The organism is Salipaludibacillus aurantiacus, from assembly GCF_900111295.1.
Lineage (GTDB): Bacteria > Bacillota > Bacilli > Bacillales > Salisediminibacteriaceae > Salipaludibacillus > Salipaludibacillus aurantiacus.
On the sequence record NZ_FOGT01000006.1, the window covers coordinates 1 to 18,521 of the forward strand.

Annotated in this window: 17 protein-coding genes; 1 reads left to right on the plus strand and 16 read right to left on the minus strand. The window is 43.1% G+C overall.

Going from position 1 to position 18,521, the window contains the following annotated elements; all coding sequences use genetic code 11:
• Positions 1–191: 191 nt before the first annotated feature.
• The 16 genes from BMW59_RS08755 to BMW59_RS08830 form a co-directional block, all read right to left on the minus strand.
• Entirely contained in the window at positions 192–1,370 is a 1,179-nt protein-coding gene (locus BMW59_RS08755) for a glycosyltransferase (protein WP_093050426.1), read from the minus strand.
• Positions 1,371–1,385: 15 nt separating this feature from the next.
• Positions 1,386–2,501 (minus strand): glycosyltransferase family 1 protein, encoded by a 1,116-nt coding sequence (locus BMW59_RS08760; RefSeq protein ID WP_093050429.1) that lies wholly within the window; start codon positions 2,499–2,501, stop codon positions 1,386–1,388.
• A gap of 39 nt (positions 2,502–2,540) precedes the next feature.
• On the minus strand, positions 2,541–3,695 hold the full coding sequence (locus BMW59_RS08765) for a DegT/DnrJ/EryC1/StrS family aminotransferase (RefSeq protein ID WP_093051075.1): 1,155 nt from the start codon (positions 3,693–3,695) through the stop codon (positions 2,541–2,543).
• Between the two features lie 45 nt (positions 3,696–3,740).
• Positions 3,741–4,553 carry a glycosyltransferase family 2 protein gene (locus BMW59_RS08770; protein WP_093050432.1) on the minus strand — a complete coding sequence of 271 codons (813 nt, stop codon included), beginning with the start codon at positions 4,551–4,553 and terminating at the stop codon, positions 3,741–3,743.
• On the minus strand, positions 4,507–5,727 hold the full coding sequence (locus BMW59_RS08775; RefSeq protein ID WP_093050435.1) for a glycosyltransferase family 4 protein: 1,221 nt from the start codon (positions 5,725–5,727) through the stop codon (positions 4,507–4,509). Before BMW59_RS08775 ends, BMW59_RS08770 begins: the two co-directional genes overlap by 47 nt.
• A 177-nt stretch (positions 5,728–5,904) precedes the next feature.
• Entirely contained in the window at positions 5,905–6,540 is a 636-nt protein-coding gene (locus BMW59_RS08780; RefSeq protein ID WP_093050437.1) for an acetyltransferase, read from the minus strand.
• On the minus strand, positions 6,533–7,147 hold the full coding sequence (locus tag BMW59_RS08785; RefSeq protein ID WP_093050439.1) for a sugar transferase: 615 nt from the start codon (positions 7,145–7,147) through the stop codon (positions 6,533–6,535). Before BMW59_RS08785 ends, BMW59_RS08780 begins: the two co-directional genes overlap by 8 nt.
• Before the next feature lie 14 nt (positions 7,148–7,161).
• Entirely contained in the window at positions 7,162–8,274 is a 1,113-nt protein-coding gene (locus tag BMW59_RS08790) for an EpsG family protein (RefSeq protein ID WP_093050441.1), read from the minus strand.
• 46 nt (positions 8,275–8,320) lie between these two features.
• Positions 8,321–9,475 carry an NAD(P)-dependent oxidoreductase gene (locus BMW59_RS08795; protein ID WP_093050443.1) on the minus strand — a complete coding sequence of 385 codons (1,155 nt, stop codon included), beginning with the start codon at positions 9,473–9,475 and terminating at the stop codon, positions 8,321–8,323.
• Positions 9,476–9,494: 19 nt separating this feature from the next.
• Complete coding sequence (locus BMW59_RS08800) at positions 9,495–10,373, minus strand: glycosyltransferase family 2 protein (RefSeq protein WP_093050445.1); 879 nt, start codon at positions 10,371–10,373, stop codon at positions 9,495–9,497.
• Between the two features lie 10 nt (positions 10,374–10,383).
• Positions 10,384–11,484: a glycosyltransferase family 1 protein gene (locus tag BMW59_RS08805; RefSeq protein ID WP_093050447.1), complete on the minus strand. Its 1,101-nt coding sequence runs from the start codon at positions 11,482–11,484 to the stop codon at positions 10,384–10,386.
• Complete coding sequence (locus BMW59_RS08810) at positions 11,469–12,623, minus strand: glycosyltransferase family 4 protein (protein WP_093050449.1); 1,155 nt, start codon at positions 12,621–12,623, stop codon at positions 11,469–11,471. The genes BMW59_RS08805 and BMW59_RS08810 overlap by 16 nt, the downstream gene beginning before the upstream one ends.
• 18 nt (positions 12,624–12,641) lie before the next feature.
• Entirely contained in the window at positions 12,642–13,517 is an 876-nt protein-coding gene (galU, locus tag BMW59_RS08815; RefSeq protein ID WP_093050451.1) for a UTP--glucose-1-phosphate uridylyltransferase GalU, read from the minus strand.
• 21 nt (positions 13,518–13,538) lie between these two features.
• Positions 13,539–15,368, minus strand: coding sequence for a polysaccharide biosynthesis protein (locus BMW59_RS08820; RefSeq protein WP_093051078.1), 1,830 nt, complete (start codon positions 15,366–15,368; stop codon positions 13,539–13,541).
• A gap of 282 nt (positions 15,369–15,650) precedes the next feature.
• Positions 15,651–16,325 carry a CpsD/CapB family tyrosine-protein kinase gene (locus tag BMW59_RS08825; RefSeq protein ID WP_093050453.1) on the minus strand — a complete coding sequence of 225 codons (675 nt, stop codon included), beginning with the start codon at positions 16,323–16,325 and terminating at the stop codon, positions 15,651–15,653.
• Positions 16,315–17,019, minus strand: a complete 705-nt coding sequence (locus BMW59_RS08830) for a YveK family protein (protein WP_177174252.1) — start codon at positions 17,017–17,019, stop codon at positions 16,315–16,317. The genes BMW59_RS08825 and BMW59_RS08830 overlap by 11 nt, the downstream gene beginning before the upstream one ends.
• Positions 17,020–17,493: 474 nt before the next feature.
• Between BMW59_RS08830 and BMW59_RS08835 the strand changes: the two genes are divergently transcribed.
• Positions 17,494–18,519: an SEC-C domain-containing protein gene (locus tag BMW59_RS08835; RefSeq protein WP_093050457.1), complete on the plus strand. Its 1,026-nt coding sequence runs from the start codon at positions 17,494–17,496 to the stop codon at positions 18,517–18,519.
• The last annotated feature ends 2 nt before the right edge of the window (positions 18,520–18,521 follow it).

Genomic DNA, 18,521 nt, shown 5'->3' on the forward strand with positions numbered 1-18,521 from the left:
CGCAGCCATCAACTCTTCTCGCCGGAAAGGAGCGTGGAGAGCTGACAAAAAGCTGTCAGTGTACACCCTTTTAAATCTCCTAGTAATTTCCATTTTATTACTAGGCTAGTTTCTTACGGCCTTTTTCAGGAAAAATGGGACTTAATAATTTAATACCTGATTAATTGTCAATTGACATACCACCGCAGGACTTACATGATTGTGTATAGTTTTTTTAATTCCTCGGTGTTTCTGTAATCCGTGTTTTTACAGCGGGTGCTGATTGAGCGTCTCATGAGTTCATTCGTATATAACTCGTAAATCCCGTCAGCAATTCCCTGAACGGATAATTCACAAATATACCCATTCACCCCATGGGTCACCTGGCTTTCAGCCGTCGGGTAATTTGTAATCACGACAGGCTTACCAAGTATTTGCGCTTCTCCCACCGTTACTGCTTTCCCTTCATAACGGGAAGGCTGAACATATAAGTCCGCTTCTTTCATATAAGGATAGGGATTTGTTTTCTTCCCCAAAAAAATAAAACTGTCGTGAAGCCCGTGGGAAGCCACAAGCTTTTCCAGTTCAGCCTGGTCTCCGCCATAACCGACCACATACCACGCAATGTCGCGCACCCCTTTGTCTTTCAGTAACTTCAAGGCATTAATTGCTTGATCGATCCCTTTGGCATATGAAAATCTGGCTACGGTAATGATTTTAAATCTGTGATCCCTTTTCATCAGGTTCTCTTCATTCTCAGCTGCCAAGTTTGTGACGAGTTCCGGTGACGTAATATTTTCTATTACCAGAACCTTTTTCGCTAGCGAAGGGTACTTCGTAATAAAGGAAGCCCTGCATCCATCAGACACAGCCACAATATGATTGAACTGGTCCCACATAGCAAGATCCATCTCCACATCCGTATCGACTGTGGAAAAATCCGTATGAATCCAGGCGATTTTCTGTTTCGCCTTAACTTTATAAGCGATAAAGTAATGGGGCCATAAATAACTGATAGCAATGTCATATTCTTTATCTGCTTTCGGCAAAAATGGCAAAGAATATTTCCACATATACTGCATCTGTTTATAACCGGTTTCAGGCGACTTGTTCCAGGCTGCTTTACATTTGGCTAACAGGCGAGCCGAAGCCAGCATAACTTCCCCTCTTTTTATCGTATCCCCGATCGTCAGCCTGAATGTTTTATACGCTCTTACCTCATCAAGAAGATGAGCATGCTTATTCAGCAGATTCATAAATTCACCTGAATGGCTGTAGAGCATAAGGTCCACCTGATGTTTGTCATAATCAAAATTGTTCAGCATGCTGACCAGGCTTCGTTCCACTCCGCCAACTTCCATATCGAATGAAGACACTAATACTCTCTTCATATGCCCCTCCTGACTTCATGACAGGTTATAAATCTTCTCAAGCTTTGAAAGGCCTGTATTTAATGCATACTCTTTTTCCTTAAAGGCATTCATGATCTTTTCTTTATCTGTTTCTTTTTGTGCGGCCATTTTTAATATTCGTTCCGCCCAAGCGTCAGGGCCGTTTGCCAGTGGTATCTGTGTAACCAGGCCTATATCCAAATCTGCTTCAGGCTGTATAGCTTCGGATACGACACAAGGCAATCCCGTTGCCTGGGCCTCCAGAAGGACCAGCCCTAATCCTTCATAAATTGAAGGGAAAACAAAGATGTCCATGCTCTGCAGCATGGCCGGGATATCCTCTCTAATCCCGGCAAAACATATGTGGCGGGTTAACTTTTTCTTTTCGGCCTCTTTTTCTATTTCTTCTCTTAATTCGCCATCACCCACCAAAAGCAGTTTAACTGGGGCATCCTTCTTAAGCAGACTCTGCAGGACTTCCAGTAAAAAATGGTGGTTTTTAGCATCCATAAACCTTCCTATATGCCCAATCACCAGATTGTTTTCCAACTGTTCTTCTTCTTTAAATGCCTTAACACCGTCTTCCTGGTCTGCCAAAAACGGTGAGCAGTCGATAAGGTTAGGAAAATACATATAATGGCGCCAATTCTCTAATTTTTCTCCAAATAAATAACGCCCTGCTTCTTTACTGCAGGACAACCGGTGGGTAGAAAACGTATTAATGACCGGACGCATGGAATGAATATACAGTTTCCGTAATAGCCGGTCGCTTTTGTCCAAAGTCGTGTGGGCATGAGCGATTCTGATTTTCACCCCGGATAGCCGCGCCGCCAGATTAGCGATGCCGCAATGAAACAGAGTATGGGAGTGCACAGCGTCATATGGGCCGTACTTCTTTATAACGTCTATATGCTGTCTGACTGAATTGGTCCTCGAGAGCCTGATCACCCTGCCTCCCAGCTGTCTGATTTCCTCATCATAATGGGCCTCTTCCTCACTGTAGGAAATAAAATCAAATTGAATTTTTCCCCTGTCTATACTTCTGAAAATAGTCATTAACATCGTTTCTGTTCCTGCACGGTTCATCGTTCCAACAACGTGCAGCACTTTTATACGTTTGACTTGCTTCATATGTTTTCGCTCCATCTATCAGGTTATGACAGCCTTTAGTCACACTGCCTTGACTTGTACATGGCTCTTTATACAGTCAATCACCCGCTGCTGGTCTTCATCACTCATATTCGTCCCCGAAGGAAGACAGATCCCCGAGTTAAACAGCTCTTCTGAAACACTTAAATCTTTCGAATGCGGGTAATAATCCGCCCCTTCAAAAAGCGGTTGCAGATGCAGCGGTTTCCACACCGGCCGTGCCTCAATGTTTTCTTTGGCGAGAGATTTCAGTAAGGTTAAATTTGAAAAACCTGCCTGCTTTTCATTAACAGTTAACGCTGTCAGCCACCTGTTGGACATAGTCCCCGCTAATTCCGGCATAAACTCAATTCCAGGCACCTCGGCAAGTTCGTTATAATACTTATTAAATACCGCTCTTTTCGCTTTGACTCTTTCGTTCAAAACAAGCAATTGCGCTCTTCCTACTCCAGCTGATAAATTACTCATCCGGTAGTTAAAACCGACCTCACTGTGCTGGTAATGCAACGCCTGGTCTTTTGACTGAGTGGCTAAAAACCGTGCTTTATTTATCGCACTTGTGCTGTTTGACGTTAGCATTCCGCCTCCTGACGTGGTAATAATTTTATTTCCATTAAATGAAAATACGCCAAAGCTCCCAAATGTCCCGCCAGGCCTCATATTATAAGTGGAGCCTAGTGACTCTGCCGCATCTTCAATGAGCGGCACTCTGAATTTATGGCACAGATAAGTGATCTCTTCCATCTTAGCCATTTGTCCGTAAAGGTTAACCACAATGACCGCTTTAGGAAGCCGCCCTATATGATAAGCTTCTGTCAATGCTCTCTCCAAGGCTTGCGGACACATGTTCCATGATTCCCGATCGGAATCAATAAAGACCGGCCGGGCTTTCTCATAAAGAATCGGATTGGCGCTGGCTACGAATGTGAGCGTGGAACAAAAGACCGTATCCCCTTCTTTTACTCCGGATAAAATAAGAGCCAGGTGAATCGCTGCCGTCCCTGAGCTTAAGGCTGCAGCATTCCTGATTCCTAAATAATCCGCCAGTTCATTTTCGAAACCGTCCACATTCGGCCCTAACGGAGCAACCCAGTTCGATTTCAACGCATCGGTTATAAAATTCAGTTCATAACCGCTAAGATGAGGCGGTGAAAGATATATTTTTTTAGAAGACATTTTTCCCACTGGATTCCCACCTCCCTAAAGATTTACGGGCTGTTTTTATGAAAATCTATACCTTTTTCTTCGCAGCTTCCTGTACGCCCAGCCGGGAAGTATGCCAATAATCAGGGTCCTGAGAACATAGGGATATGATTTGAATGGCAATTTAAGCCGTTTATAACCGGTAAAACGCACATAAGCTTCGTTTAATCTGTAAATATACTTTCTTCTGGCAATAGCTCCCCTGTCATCTCTTACATCATAAAGAGGTTCCGGAATGTTATATCCGCGGGATCCATTCGCGTACATCCTGAACCAGAGATCATAATCTTCTGCCCGGTATGTTTTCCGGTCAGTGCTGTACCCCTTCACATCGAGCAATGCTTGCCGGCGCATCATACAAGGGGCATGACAAAACGGGGACTGGGTAATAAAATCACTCGGCTGAGGCCGTTCAGCAGATGTCATCTCTCCCCAGTAACCGCGTTCATCAAAAAAAGCCATCCCTGTACTGACTATGTCAAATTCAGGATGGTTTTTTAAGACAGCGGCTTCTTTTTCCAGCCGCTCAGGTCTGGATCTGTCATCGCCGTCCTGCCTGGCAATGTAATCCCCTTTCGCATACTTCAGACAACGGTTAAGCGTAAAAGCGAGGCCTTCATTTTTTTTATTTTGAATTAGAATAATATGCTTGTATGCTTCTGCGTACTTTTCAGCGATATCGTAAGTTTGGTCCGTTGATCCATCATCACATAGAATCAGTTCCCAGTTTGTATAGGTCTGGTTCAGCAAAGACTCTATACATTCCGTTAGTGTAGGAGCGCAGTTATAAGCCCCCATAATGATCGACACTTTGGGATTGGGTGTGTCCATTGCTGTCCTCCTTAGAAGAACTACTCTTCTTGTAAAGCATCTCCCGGTCTTCTAAAATATAGTTCCACAGTTTTTTCTGTTCAAAATGCTCCCGGACAAACTTATTGGCATTTTTACTCATTCTCGCACATAAATCAGGATTGATGATCAGTGTCTCAATGGCGTTCACTAAAGATTGCGAACAGCCTTTTTGGACCAGGACCCCAGTGTGGTTTTCCTGCATCGCATCCGTCGGTCCCGGAATATCTGTCACGATGACAGGGATCCCCATCGCTTCTGCTTCAATCACCACTGAACCGAATCCTTCACGGTAACTTGGTAAAATGAAGACGTCCATAGCCGCCGCATATTTTTCTACTTCTGTGGTAAAACCGCTGTAAATGACCGACTCGTTCTTTCCCGCCCACTCAAGTAAACGTGCATGAAGCCCTCCAGAATTATCCTTAGGACCGACCAGAAGCAGCTTCGTACCTGGATATCTTGCCGAAATAGATTTATAAGCTGTAAAAAGCTCATTAATCCCTTTATCCTTATCTAACCTGCCGATAAAGCCAAGCACAAAGTCATTCTCACTGATGTTATTCTTCATACGGATTTCCTGCCGCCAAGCTTCCTTTTTTAAAATATCAAACTTAGATAAATCTACACCGTTAGCACTGCCATTCCATATGACTCTGCTTTTGGAAGGTGTGTATAACCCTTCCTGGTGACTAAATTTTAAATTTCCGTAACTGTCCGGTTCAATACATGTTGAAAGGGAACAAGTGACCTTTTCAATCGACTTAAACAGCTTTCTCTTCCAGCCATTAAAGCCCGTATAACGGATGCCCCACTGGCAATATAACCGGACAGGGACTTTTGCGAGCCGGGAAGCTATGGCAGCATATAGTGACGCATTTGGGGTGGAATATTGTACAATGTCAAACTTTTCTTTTTTCAGGAAGCGGTAGAGAAAAAAAATACTTAAGACTGCACTCGGGCCGTCGATTCCCCGTTTCATTTTGAGCGGCATATAAGTTACAGTCGGCGGCAGATCATTAAGGAGGCTGTCATCCTTGGCGCAAACAGCAGTGATGTCGTAGCCGTGTTCTTTTAAAAAGGCCATTTGCCCTGTTAAAAAGCTTTTTATTGTAATAGACGTCGTCGTTATAAAACATATTTTTTTCCTGGTCATTCTGTCACTGCAGTCCCTGTCAATATCATTTTCATCTTCCTCTCGACTGGTAACTTATGAAACTTTAAAGAACATAAAAACGACCTGTTTTGGAAACACAGCTCGTTTGACTATTAATCACTTATAAAATGGATGATTGTTTGACTGTTTTTGTCCAGTGACTGTTTCTGACATCTCTCACAACTCTTTAACTTTCATCTTTGCAGGCACTCCCACAGCCGTGCATTGGGAAGGAATGTTTGTAATAACGGTGGCGCCTGCTCCTATGACTGACCATTCTCCCACTTCCATTCCCGGGATGACTGTCACACCTGCCCCTACATGTGCTCCTTCATTAATCTTAACGGCACCGGCCAGCGTCGCGTTTGGAGAAATATGGACAAAATCCCCAAGCACATTATCGTGTTCCACCACAGCACAGGTGTTAATGATACAGTGGCTGCCTACCTGACTGTCTGCATTAATGACCGCGTTTGCCATCACTACTGTCCCTGAGCCTATTGATGCACTTGAACTGATAACGGCTGAACGGTGAGCTACTGTCATATAAAACTCAGAAGGAATATTCAGTTTATGTGCGACCTTTTGCCTCACCTCGTTATTGCCAATCCCAATAATTAATCTGACGCTCAGCCTTTTAATAAACTGGCTTGCAACAAGTACCGGACCATAATACAACCCGTTCCTATAGATGATCTGATCGTATTTATCATCCAAATATCCTGCCAGCTCCAAATGAGGATTCGATTTAATGACATCTGTAATAACTTTACTGTGCCCTCCATGACCTATGATCATCACTTTTCTACTCATGGCCGCCACCCACTTCCGAGTTTAATCCTCTGAATTTCTCTGCTGTGGCAGTTCCCGGCTGGTTTATTCCTTCTGATTTAAAGACTTTATATCCCGTTAAGAGCAGGATTTTGATGTCCAGCCAGAACGACCGATTGTTGACATACCAGACATCCAAATCAAATTTTTCCTCCCACGACAAGTTATTGCGTCCGTTAATCTGCGCCCATCCCGTAATTCCAGGCCTCACACGATGCCGCTGCAGATGCTCTTCGGTATACAACGGTAAATATTCCATTAACAACGGTCTCGGACCCACAAGGCTCAGTTCCCCTTTTAACACGTTTAACAGCTGCGGAAGCTCATCAAGGCTAAACTTTCTTAAAAACAGTCCAAAGGGGGTAAGCCGCTTATCATCAGCCAGCAGGGTGCCATCTTTATCTTTTTCATCAGTCATGCTTCGGAATTTATAAAAAGTAAAGGGCTTATTACTCAAACCGGGACGCTCCTGTTTAAATAAGACGGGAGACCCCAGTTTCAATCTGACGAGACATGCGATAATTACTATTAACGGCAGCAAAACGATAATTAATGACAGTGAAACTAAGAAATCGAAACCCCTTTTCATTCTGCTCCCTCCTATCAGCTCTGTAAGAAGAGCGGTCCCTTGTCCGGATCCAGGAATTCCAGAAAGTCACTTCTGTATTCAATGTTTAATGTAATGACATATTCATAGATAAAAAAGAAAAAATAACAGACGACGATCGCATAATAGATGAGTTTCCTGTCTTTTACCGCAAATAAATGCACTACCCAGGAAATCAGTATTAAATTATACAAATCAAAATAAATAGACAACCTTGCAAATAGCCAGTTTTGGGTAGCTACGATCATAAAAATAACACCCAGTAATGCTAAATTAACAATGTAATCACACTTAGGAAACAGTTCCCTGAATTTATCCCTGCCCAGAAAGGCAAGAATAAGCGGGGCCGCTCCGACTGCCACTCTGATAATATTGGCGCCGCCCTCATCAAAGTCACTGTATCCTCCGTAACCTTCTTCCCCTAGCGCAGAAAAGAGTATCTCTGAAAACTGATTGTAACCAAGTACAATTAAAACAGCTGAAAACAAAATCAGAAATGTTGTTTTAGTCCACGCTTCCCTTCTGACAATAAAATAGATGGGAAGGAGAACGAGCGCACTTTGATGAAAGGTGGAAGCCAGTAAAACTACCAGCGCATACTTTACAAAACTGCCTTCCAGAATAAATTTAGTGGAAGCAAATATAATTGCCGCTGCTAAATACTGCCTGATGCCGTTCATAGAGACGAGGTACATGCCTGAAGCTATAAAGACAAATAAGCTCAACTCGAATAACTTTGTGTATTTGTATAATACAAGGACGATTAGTACGTTCGTAATTAATGCGGCAGTAAATATTAACACCTGGGCGTTATCCGTAAACATTTTTAAAATCATCTGCAGCACGCCAAAGCCCATATCTTTCTGGCTTTGAACATACTCCCACGTGAACTCATTTGACTCAAATATATTTCTGTAGACATACGTATCGCCAATGTTATTCCGCATCCCCGACACAATCACCAATGATGCTAAGGAGACGAACATAAAAAAATAGCCCGGTTTCATGTAAGGGGCCTCACTAGTGACAGATAATGCAGAATCCCTGAGGTGCCTCGCTCCTAATGAAAAACTGAACACAAGTGCTAAATTCATATAAAGAATTGTCATAATTGTCCCTTCCAATCCAGAGGCCGTAATAGATTCAGAAAGTCCCCTACTCCGTGATTAATGAATTTCCGGCAACCTCACGCCAGGCTTTTAAGGCCAATGACTCCGGCAGCTCTGCATCTGAAAAAGTCAACGTTTGGCCTTCTTCAACCACCCTTGTCACTGTCGCATCCGCAATTAAACCGATTGGAATATGTTCTGGTTCATCCTTCATTTTTACAGCTTCTCCTCTTACTTCAAAGCTGCCGATCCCTTTAATTATTTTATCGCCGGGAAAAAGCTTCCTTTTTGCGATAGCCGCTACGCTGATTGAAGGGGAAGCCGTATTATTGAGGAGAACCCCTTTTCCGTTTAACACTCGCCGGATTGTTTTCATTATTTCCAAATGACAGAGATGAAAGGTTTGCACCAAAGTATAGTAGGGGCCTTCTCCCATTTTTAAATAACTGAGAGGCTGCTGCTGTACATCGTCATGCGTTGCGGTAATAAACACTCCTGCAGGACCTTTCGGGCAGAGAAGGTAATCACTGATTGGACGATTCAACCTGGCAGCTTCATTGGCAAGCCTCGTTCCACCTTCATTGATATCAGCCGCTTTAAATCCAAGCAGTCCAGGAGCAGCAATATCTGCCTGAAGGCCGTTAGCAGTTAGCGCCTGCTCGATTTGCACTTTCGTACCGTCAGTAAAAGAGGTGACCATTTGTAAACTGATACCGTTTCGTTCAGCCCAGTAAAGCATCTCTTCTCTGGACGGGTTCGTATTTAGAAATCCTTTTATATTGCCATACACTAAAGGTTTAAACCCCATTTGCTCCACATTTTCCTTAAAAGCTGCCAAAGAGCCGGGCTGGTCCCCTTCCGCTTCTGTAATAAAACCCCTGCGGGCAAAATATGATCCTGTAGTGACTTGTAACTCCGAATTCATTGTAATTACAGGAAGTGAAGCACTGATGGCTCTGTCAATGACTTCCGTCCCATGAAGGACATCGCCGCTGCATTCAACAATTAAATCGGAGCTTTCGATAAACTGGTCTACATTGTTGGTCAGCACGCTCTTATCCGGAAAATTATTGATCTCCTCTATCTGCCGGCGGGTTAATACGCTGGCAACGGTTAAATCTTCCTGACTTTCCAAGGCATACACTAATCCTCTTGCAATAAAGCCTGTGCCTGACACACCTATGTTTACGGTCCTTTCCATAACTGCCCCCTCTTGACTGTTAATTCTGTTTCGCTAACACATACACATACAAAACGACGCCTAATGGAATTGCGAATACAGTTAACAGTTTATTTGGCGTTTCTTCTATGAACTGTCTGTTTTTTATCATTAAGCTGCTTGAGACATAATGAATGGCCTGGCGGAATTTAAATGTTTTTTTCGCAAACGGCAGTTTCATCAGCTCTTTCCTGTAGAAAGCAAAGCCTTTAGGATTTTTCCGATACTGTCGGAGCATGTTATTAGATGACCCGTCAGGCAAGTATTCAACGATACAAAGCGGTTTATTTAACAAAAGCATAGGATAGTCTTCATCTAACTTGTAGTACTTGTAGGCTAATCCCACGTATTTTTCACCTTTAAAAAGCGGATAAGGGTACATTTTTGTGAGTGCTGTCCGGTACACGAGCTTTTTATCCCCTGTCATCCCGTGTTTATAGTGAAGATCAAATAAGGTCGACTTCTCTAAGTGGTCCGGAAGTTTTGTGCCTATTATATTGCCGTCCGTGCGGACATCAAGGCCGATGATCCCGCTGACATCCTCACTCCTGTTAGCTTCCCAGAACGTGAGAATTTCTTCTACAGCATTAGGAGGCATGGAATCGTCAGAATCAATACAGACATTTAATTCTGTTTCTATCCTGTCATAAGCTGTGTTATGCGCCCCATGCATCCCCTGGTTTTCCTGCCGGACATACTGGATGTCCAGTTCGTTTTCTGCTATCCAGTCCATCACCAGTTCTTTTGTGCCATCAGTCGAACCATCGTCAATAATTAACCAGATGAAGTCTTTGCATGTTTGCTCTCTTAGGCTGTTATAACACTGGTGCAAACAATACGCTCTATTATACGAAGGAGTGAAAACAGTTAATTTTTTCACTTTAGTCACCTCAGATTGCTGTGTAAAAACCTTGTGTCCAGGCTGCACTCGTTTTGATATCATACCCTTTCTCAGTTAAAAACCGGTTAGCTCCCTCCCGCTCTTTCGGCAGGTTAACAGCTTTCTTAATTTCCTCTATCCACCTCTCTGTGCTGCCAAGGGGGACATAACTCATCAAACCCATTCCCATATCTGCTTCCTTAGTAATTTCATCGGAAATTACGCAAGGAAGCCCTGCACCTTGCGCTTCAATTAAAGTCACGGGCAACCCCTCATGCAGCGACGGAAATAAGAATAAATCAAAGGCTTGAAGCAGATGATGGATATCGCTTCTTACACCGGTAAAGATGACTTTCTTCTCAAGATTTAAGTTTTTGACTTTCTGCTCAATCTTCGGTTTTAAGGGGCCATCCCCTGCCAGTACGAGCCTTGTCTCAGGCATGGATTGATGAAGTTTTGCAAAAATATCAATAAGAAAGGTATGGTTTTTTTGATGGTTGAACCTTCCTACATGACCTATAATCCTTTGGTCTGTGAGACCTAATTCTTTTCTGATGCGCTGTCTTGCCTTGGAACAGAACCGGTATTTATCTGCCTCAATCCCGTTCTTCAATATGACAGCCTGGTCCACCTTGCCTTTGAACAGCCAGTTCGCAGCTGCATGTGAGCAGGCCAGTAAATGAGTGGCGCTTGAGAGAACGGTTCTTCCGGCGTACCACTTATACAGCCTGGCCGCCGTTCCCCCCTCACTGCTCGTATTATGGCTGTGGGCAATTCTTATTGGAATGTTATTTTTTTGTGCCTCTCTCAGGACGATCCCGCTCATTTTATCCATATGGGAATGGACAATCACATACTCTTTATGCGTAGAAAAAAAGTGATTTAACGCCTTTACGTACCCGAAATGCCCTTTCTTTGTTACATAAGGGATTCGGTGAATGATGCCGCCCATCTCTGTAATTTCCCTGTCAAAATCGCCTTCTTTGCAGGTCAGAAAATCAAATTGGACCTTCTCGCGGTCGATATTTCTATATAAGTTCATGAGAAGAGTTTCAGCTCCGCCGCGGTTCATATTAACTACAGCATGCAGCACCCTTATTGGATCGCCCACTCATATCCCTCCACTTCGTTCATGTACCTGTTATAAATAATCTCCAGCTCGTTCGTGACTTTTGGAAGAGAGTAATTGGCAACGTGGGAGACAGTCTTTTCACTGAATTTGTCACGCAGTTCTTCCTGCTGATATAATTCCAGCATTTTTTCAGCGAAAGCGAGGGGATCATCTGTCTCTATGACATAGCCGTTCACGCCGTTGACTACTAATTCCGAATGACCTCTGTTCTTCAATACAATGGCCGGCAGTCCACAGGCCTGCGCTTCCATAATATTTACCGGCAGCCCTTCTCTGTAACTGGAGGACAAGGCCAGATCGCATATTGGCAAAAACTGATCGATGTCGTTTCTGAAACCGAGAAAGTCCACCTGATCACTAACTCCAGAGTGTGCGGCAATTTGCCGGCACTCTTCTAATAATTTGCCTTCACCGGCCAGCAGCAGCCGTGCATTCGCCATTTGATCTTTTACAGCAGCCAGTGCTTTTATGAGCAGCTTCTGATTTTTATTTTTGTTAAATTCAGCTGTATAACACATTAAAAAATCATTTGATTGATAACCAAATGATTTCTTCCTTTCTGCCTTTTCAGTTTTTCCAATAGGTTGAAAGCGTGTGGTATCCACCCCTACCCCGTGTACGTGTTCAATGCTGGTGCATTTAAATTTATGATTGACGGCGAGCCTGTGATCCTCATGATTAATCGTTATCAGACTGTCAGTTAAGGAAGCCAGGTATTTTTCAATCGGATAGTAAATAATCCAATTCACGTAAGGGGCTCCTTCACAGAAATGAAAACCATGAGCTGTATAAATGACTTTTGTCCCTTTTATTTTCCTTGCTGTTCTAGCCGCCAGCCTTGCCAGTACACCGCCCAAAGGAGTGTGGCAATGAACCATGGCGTAATCGTTATTTTCTATAATTTTTCTAAGTGATTTATACCCGTGGAGATTTGTCAGACTGAATGGCGACCGCTGAATCGGTATAGTAAACTTCTTATCTGTATAAGGCAGCGCCATCCTGCCTGAAGCCGCGACATGAACCTCCCACCCTTGCTCTTTAAACCATTTCATTGTTGGGAGATGGAAGGCTTTAAAATGGTAATCCACGGTTGCACACAGAAGTATTTTTTTTGGCATACGATCACCTGCTTATGATTATTTGATCGTTTCTTTATCAAGTATGGAAGAAAGGTACGTTAAAAGCTGAAATTTTAAATCTTCTCTTTGAAGGGCAAATTCGATGGATGTCTGGATAAAACCGAATTTTTCACCGACATCATACCGCACACCCTCAAAATCATAAGCATACACGGCTTCTTTTTGGTTGAGCCTGGCAATGGCATCCGTTAACTGGATTTCGCCGCCTGATCCGGGCTCTTGATTCTCTAAAACAGCGAAGATTTGCGGACTCAAAATATAGCGTCCTAAGATGGCGAGGTTAGAAGGGGCCGATTCGGCATCAGGCTTTTCAATCAATTCTCTGACCGTATAAATTCTTTCGCCTATTTCCTTTCCTCCCACTATGCCATAACGCGAGACTTCTTCATCCTTTACCGTCTGTACCCCCAGAATCGAAGCTTTATACCTGTCATAACACGCCATTAATTGCTTTAAGCACGGTTTATCGGAACGGACAATGTCATCACCTAATAGGACGGCGAAAGGTTCGTCGCCTATAAACTTCCTCGCACACCATACAGCATGGCCAAGCCCTTTCGGTTCCTTTTGGCGGATATAATGAATATCTACTTTTGACGATTTCTGAACCTCATCCAGTAAATTCATTTTCCCTTTATTTAATAAGTTCTGCTCCAGTTCAAACGAGTTATCGAAATGATCCTCTATTGCCCGTTTGCCTTTGCCGGTCACGATAATGATATCTTCAATTCCCGAAGCGACCGCTTCTTCTACAATGTATTGAATTGTCGGTTTATCGACAATGGGAAGCATTTCTTTAGGCATGGCTTTCGTGGCTGGCAAAAAACGAGTCCCCAGTCCTGCTGCCGGAATAATAGCTTTTCTTACCTTCATAAGTTTAATCCCCCCTGGCACCTAATGAGCAGACAGAGCTTCTGCTTTCTCTTGTTCTTTCATTTGCTTATTCGCGAGATTGATCAGCTTCTCTCTTAAAGCCTCCTTATTAAACAAGGCGTAAGAGACGATAATTTCCCTGATTTCCTCTATAAAAATATTGGAGCTTTTTCCTAAATAGATTTTTGGATAGATTTGATGGTCATGGACCTCATTATCATTTAACAATTCTTCATACAGTTTCTCTCCGGAACGGATCCCGGTGAATTCAATCCCGATATCGTCTACTGAATGGCCTGACAGTTTAATCAGGTTTGTCGCTAAATCCATAATTTTAACCGGCTCTCCCATATCTAAGACGAATGTTTCGCCGCCCCGGGCTAAGCAGCCCGCCTGAATAACCAGCCGGGAAGCTTCAGGAATGGTCATGAAATATCTCACCATGTCAGGATGGGTGATGGTTACCGGCCCCCCTTTTTGAATCTGCTTTGTAAATAGCGGGATGACGCTTCCGCGGCTCCCTAACACGTTTCCAAAACGGACGACGGTAAAATTGGTGGTGCTTTCTTTATTCATTGATTGAACGACCATTTCTGCGAGTCTCTTTGTCGCTCCCATCACACTCGTCGGGTTAACTGCTTTGTCAGAGGATACCATGACGAACGTCCGCGCTCCGCTTTGATCAGCAGCTTTTGCCACGTTCATCGTGCCAATGACATTATTTTTAAGTGCTTCTTCCGGATTGCGTTCCATGAGGGGAACGTGTTTATGAGCAGCAGCATGATAGACCACATCAGGCTGGTAATGATTAAACACAGCCGTCATTTTTTTAGCGTCCTGTATATCTGCTATTTCTGTAACGAAGGTCATTGGAGAATTCTTATGTGTTTCCAGAAGTTCCATTTCAATAGTGTAAATACTATTCTCGCCATGCCCGAGTAACACTAATGTTTCAGGCTGAAATTCCGAGATTTGTCTGCATATTTCAGATCCGATGGATCCGCCTGCCCCTGTCACGATCACTGTTTTTCCTGTTATATTTTCCGAAATCGTATCAACTTCCAGTTCCACCGGCTCTCTGCCAAGTAAGTCTTCAACTTTTACATCCCTGAATTGATGAACTGAGACCTTTCCTGTCATCAAATCTTCTATCATTGGCATGATTTGCGTCTTCACCCGTGTTTTTGCACATTCGGTGTAAATCTTGTTCAGTTCTTTTTTGCTTAAGGAAGGAATGGCGATCACAATATGTTCAATATCATATTTCCTGACTGCCGATTCGATTGCCTTAACCCCTCCGACGACAGGTATGTTATAAATATCGAGTTTCTGTTTAGTCACGTCGTCGTCAATAAAGGCTACAGGGTTCAATTCTGACTCCACATTATTTTGGAGCTGCCTGGCCGTCATCGTTCCTGCCGCCCCGGCCCCTACGATCAGGGTGTTCCTTTTCTCGTTTTGGTTATTGATGAGTTTGTCCCTCATCATTCTCCAAGTCAGCCTGGCTCCTCCAATAAACAGCAGCTGAAAAGTTCCAGTCAGGAGCATTAGACGGGCCGGAGTGTATTGATAGATTAAAAGATGCGCCAGCAGTGCGAAAGTAATCGAGAATGAGAGAGTTTTTAATATAATTTTCAACTCTCCGATACTCGCATATTCCCATGCTTTTTTATAAAATTTATAATAAAAGGAAACAATATGATAACTGATTAGCAGCGACATTAAGGCTGCTATAAATTTAAATTCAGGAATGATGTGTAATTCAAGCAGAAAGTAGCTAAGTAAAAAAGCTAAAACGACTAAACCAGAGTCTATTAAAAACAGCAGTCGAACTCTTTTTTTATAAGACACTTTTTTGCCCCCCTTCCTTAAAAGTTTGTACCATCCGAATTCGCTGGCTTTAACTTTTTTACCCATTTGAGCCTGTAACTCAAGTCGGTAAAAAATCAAAGAATAAGGGCATTCAACCCCTCCTCACGCCACACCTTCGATGACTCGCATCTAAGGTTTCCACCCACAGTATGGCCGAGTGCCTCCATTGATAAAGGCTGGGAGACATAACCTGATAAACGTTCATATTCCTTATATAGAACTGATGACCTTCTTAATAACGAACAAAAACAGTAAAAAAATTTAGGTGTTTTTAATCAGCTGGGAAAATGAGTTCGGTTTCGCATTCATAATGACACCAATCACATTTCCTTTAGCGATTTCCAAAGCTTTTTTAGCATCCAATGCGGCGTGATCTTCTGTTTTATTACTTCGAACCACGAGAATGCTCCCGTCACATTTACCGGCAAGAATTTTTGTGAAGGTACCTTCGTGCACGCCTGGGGTATCCAGCAGCACATAGTCAAACTCATTGGCAGCTTCCGCCAGCAGCTTGTTCATCACTTTTGACTGGTAAAGCTTTTCGGCGTTATACGTGACTTCACCGCTCGTTACAATCTTCAGCCCGTCTACGGACGACTGATTAATGACTTCCCGCAATTTCACTTGTCCGGCTAATACATTTGTTAATCCTTTTCCGTTTTTCATCTTAAAAATATGGTGGATTACTGGCGCATTTACCGCGGAATCTATTAAAAGCACTTTTTTTCCTTCTCTCGCAAATGACACAGCCAATTGGGAGACAACCATGGACTTACCTTCTCCTTTTCCGGGAGAAGTGACAGCCAGTGTTTTACAGTTATTCTCCTGAGAGGCAAATTCCACATTCAGTTTTATTCTTTTAAATTTACTGGACATCACCGAATCAGGGTTTTGGCAAAAGTAAGCGACTTTTTTTCTTAAAGCTCTATTCCCCAATGGTTTCACCTCTTTTTAAATGGCTTGTCCTTTTTTCTTTCTTATGAGTAAGCAGTCTTGGGGCTGCTTTTGGCACAGTGCCCAGCACCTGTATCTCCAGCAATGCTTCCACCTGACGTTCTGTTTTCAGCCTGTTATCCAGACTGTCCAGTAAAAACGCCATTCCTATTCCAGATATCAGCCCGATGAGTATACTTCCGTGAAATAAGCGGTCTGAAGGCGTGTTGATGGGATGTTTGGCTTCACTGAGGTTTGCTTCTGAAAGAACTTCCACATTCTCATACCCCAGCGTCTCATTAACAGCTTCCGGAAAGACGCTGGCAATAGTGTTAGCAAGAACGACGGCATTTTCAGGAGTAGTATCAGTTGCCGTAAATCTTAAAACCTGTGAAGAGTTGACATCTTCAGCGGCAAAATGGTGAATTAACGATTGAGGTGTTTGTTCAAGTTTCAATTCAAAAATAACTTTATCGAGGACAACCGGTTCTGTCACGAGCACTTTCAGAGTATCCATGTTAAACCGTTCTTCCTGAATAATGACTGTGGAAGAAGCATCATAAATCGGGGCCGGTTTAGTATGTTCAGAATAAACATAGCCTGCGCTTCCTGCGACCGCAGTAATTAAAAGAATGATCCAGAAGCGCGTTTTCAGTGCTGCCACAATCTTTTTTATTTCGATATCTTTTTCACCCACTGTTCCCACCCCTTAGGTTAGTTAGTTTGCACTACCGTTTGTTCCCCATGGAGAACAAATATCTTATTTGTTTAATGAAAATCCCGTTTTCAATTTGTATATCACTCATTTTAGTTCGTAATAAAGAACATGTCAACGAGTTTTTAGAATTTTACATTCAATTTATGATTGTATATCACTAGGTTTTCAACAATAACTAACAAATACAGCTACCTTCCCATTAATACTGAATTACGCGGAGGGAGAGGGGGCAGGATTAGAAGTATTATAAGTATACCAGTGCTTTTTCCGTCAGAGTTCCAAGCCCTAATTCTTAGACAACAGGGTATTTTTACCCATTTAATATATGAATAAAAAGTCTGTATTCAATATTACGAACGGGACTTTACTTAAAAACCATGCCGCTTACTGCTTTACAAAAGGCAGGATTTTTGCAACTATAGGTAGGGTGAATTTTAGATCGAGGTGAAAGAAATGGCAACATTAAGACGGAACGACCCGTGTTTATGCGGAAGCGGGAAGAAATATAAAAAATGCTGTTTAAATAAGGTGGAGGCGAAACCGCGGTTTGACGAGCCGGACCAGCGTGTGTTTAATGAGCTTCTTCCCCGCATTTTTGACCACAGCAAACGGTTCGATGATGAGATTGAACCGGTTTATGCAAAGCTTGCTGAACAGTTTGAAGGCATGCAGAAGCGCGACGGCGAAGCTTTCTCCCAGCTGATCTTCCACTGGATTCTGTTTAACAAGCCGATCGCTTCCGGGGGCGAAACCATCCTCTCGGACTATACAGAAAATTACAGGAAAGACTACTCGGAAAAATTCCAGGAGTTTCTTCAGGAGTGGGAGGCCATGCAGCCTGAGTTTTTCCGTGTGACTTACGCCGATGAAAAAAACATGGCTCTTGAAAATACGTTTAGCGGAGAGGCTCATACGTTGGAAAAGACGCCTGCTTCTGCCAATCTGAAGGAAAACGATTCAGTAATTGGCTATTTATACCCGACACCGGATGGAAAAGCATTAGGAAATGATGCATTAGCCATTCCAAAGCGCATAGCTGAGAGTTTCTGTGAAGCCTGGGACGGGATAAAGAAGCATGCCTCTTTAGATGGGGAGACAGACCAGGAACTGTTTACACGTTCTTTCCCAGATGTCCTTGAAGTACTTAGTGTTCTCGTCAGTGCTCAAGGAGTTCTTAATCAGGAAGACGAGCTTAAAGAAAGCGGGAAAAAGGTCCTTGCCTTAATCCATTCAGAGCTCGACTGGACGCGTGTACCATATACCGGCTATTTAAAAGCTAAAATACACTGGATCCGCTTTGTAAGAACTAAAGAACCGCGCATTCAAAAACCGGAAACCTTTGCAGCGGCTCTGGAGTACTGGACAGACAAACACGTAACGGACGGAACGGCAGCCCTTTCCCAAAAAGCTGCGGCTGAAAAATACGGCGTATCGCCGAGCACAGTCTCAAGTAAATACAAAGAATTAACGCAAGTTTAAAG

Bases quoted from the DNA above. Each gene is read 5' to 3' on its own strand.
- BMW59_RS08755 (WP_093050426.1), bottom strand. From the start codon at position 1,370: ATGAAGAGAGTATTAGTGTCTTCATTCGATATGGAAGTTGGCGGAGTG.
- BMW59_RS08760 (WP_093050429.1), bottom strand. From the start codon at position 2,501: ATGAAGCAAGTCAAACGTATAAAAGTGCTGCACGTTGTTGGAACGATG.
- BMW59_RS08765 (WP_093051075.1), bottom strand. From the start codon at position 3,695: ATGTCTTCTAAAAAAATATATCTTTCACCGCCTCATCTTAGCGGTTAT.
- BMW59_RS08770 (WP_093050432.1), bottom strand. From the start codon at position 4,553: ATGGACACACCCAATCCCAAAGTGTCGATCATTATGGGGGCTTATAAC.
- BMW59_RS08775 (WP_093050435.1), bottom strand. From the start codon at position 5,727: ATGACCAGGAAAAAAATATGTTTTATAACGACGACGTCTATTACAATA.
- BMW59_RS08780 (WP_093050437.1), bottom strand. From the start codon at position 6,540: ATGAGTAGAAAAGTGATGATCATAGGTCATGGAGGGCACAGTAAAGTT.
- BMW59_RS08785 (WP_093050439.1), bottom strand. From the start codon at position 7,147: ATGAAAAGGGGTTTCGATTTCTTAGTTTCACTGTCATTAATTATCGTT.
- BMW59_RS08790 (WP_093050441.1), bottom strand. From the start codon at position 8,274: ATGACAATTCTTTATATGAATTTAGCACTTGTGTTCAGTTTTTCATTA.
- BMW59_RS08795 (WP_093050443.1), bottom strand. From the start codon at position 9,475: ATGGAAAGGACCGTAAACATAGGTGTGTCAGGCACAGGCTTTATTGCA.
- BMW59_RS08810 (WP_093050449.1), bottom strand. From the start codon at position 12,623: ATGCCAAAAAAAATACTTCTGTGTGCAACCGTGGATTACCATTTTAAA.
- galU (WP_093050451.1), bottom strand. From the start codon at position 13,517: ATGAAGGTAAGAAAAGCTATTATTCCGGCAGCAGGACTGGGGACTCGT.
- BMW59_RS08835 (WP_093050457.1), top strand. From the start codon at position 17,494: ATGGCAACATTAAGACGGAACGACCCGTGTTTATGCGGAAGCGGGAAG.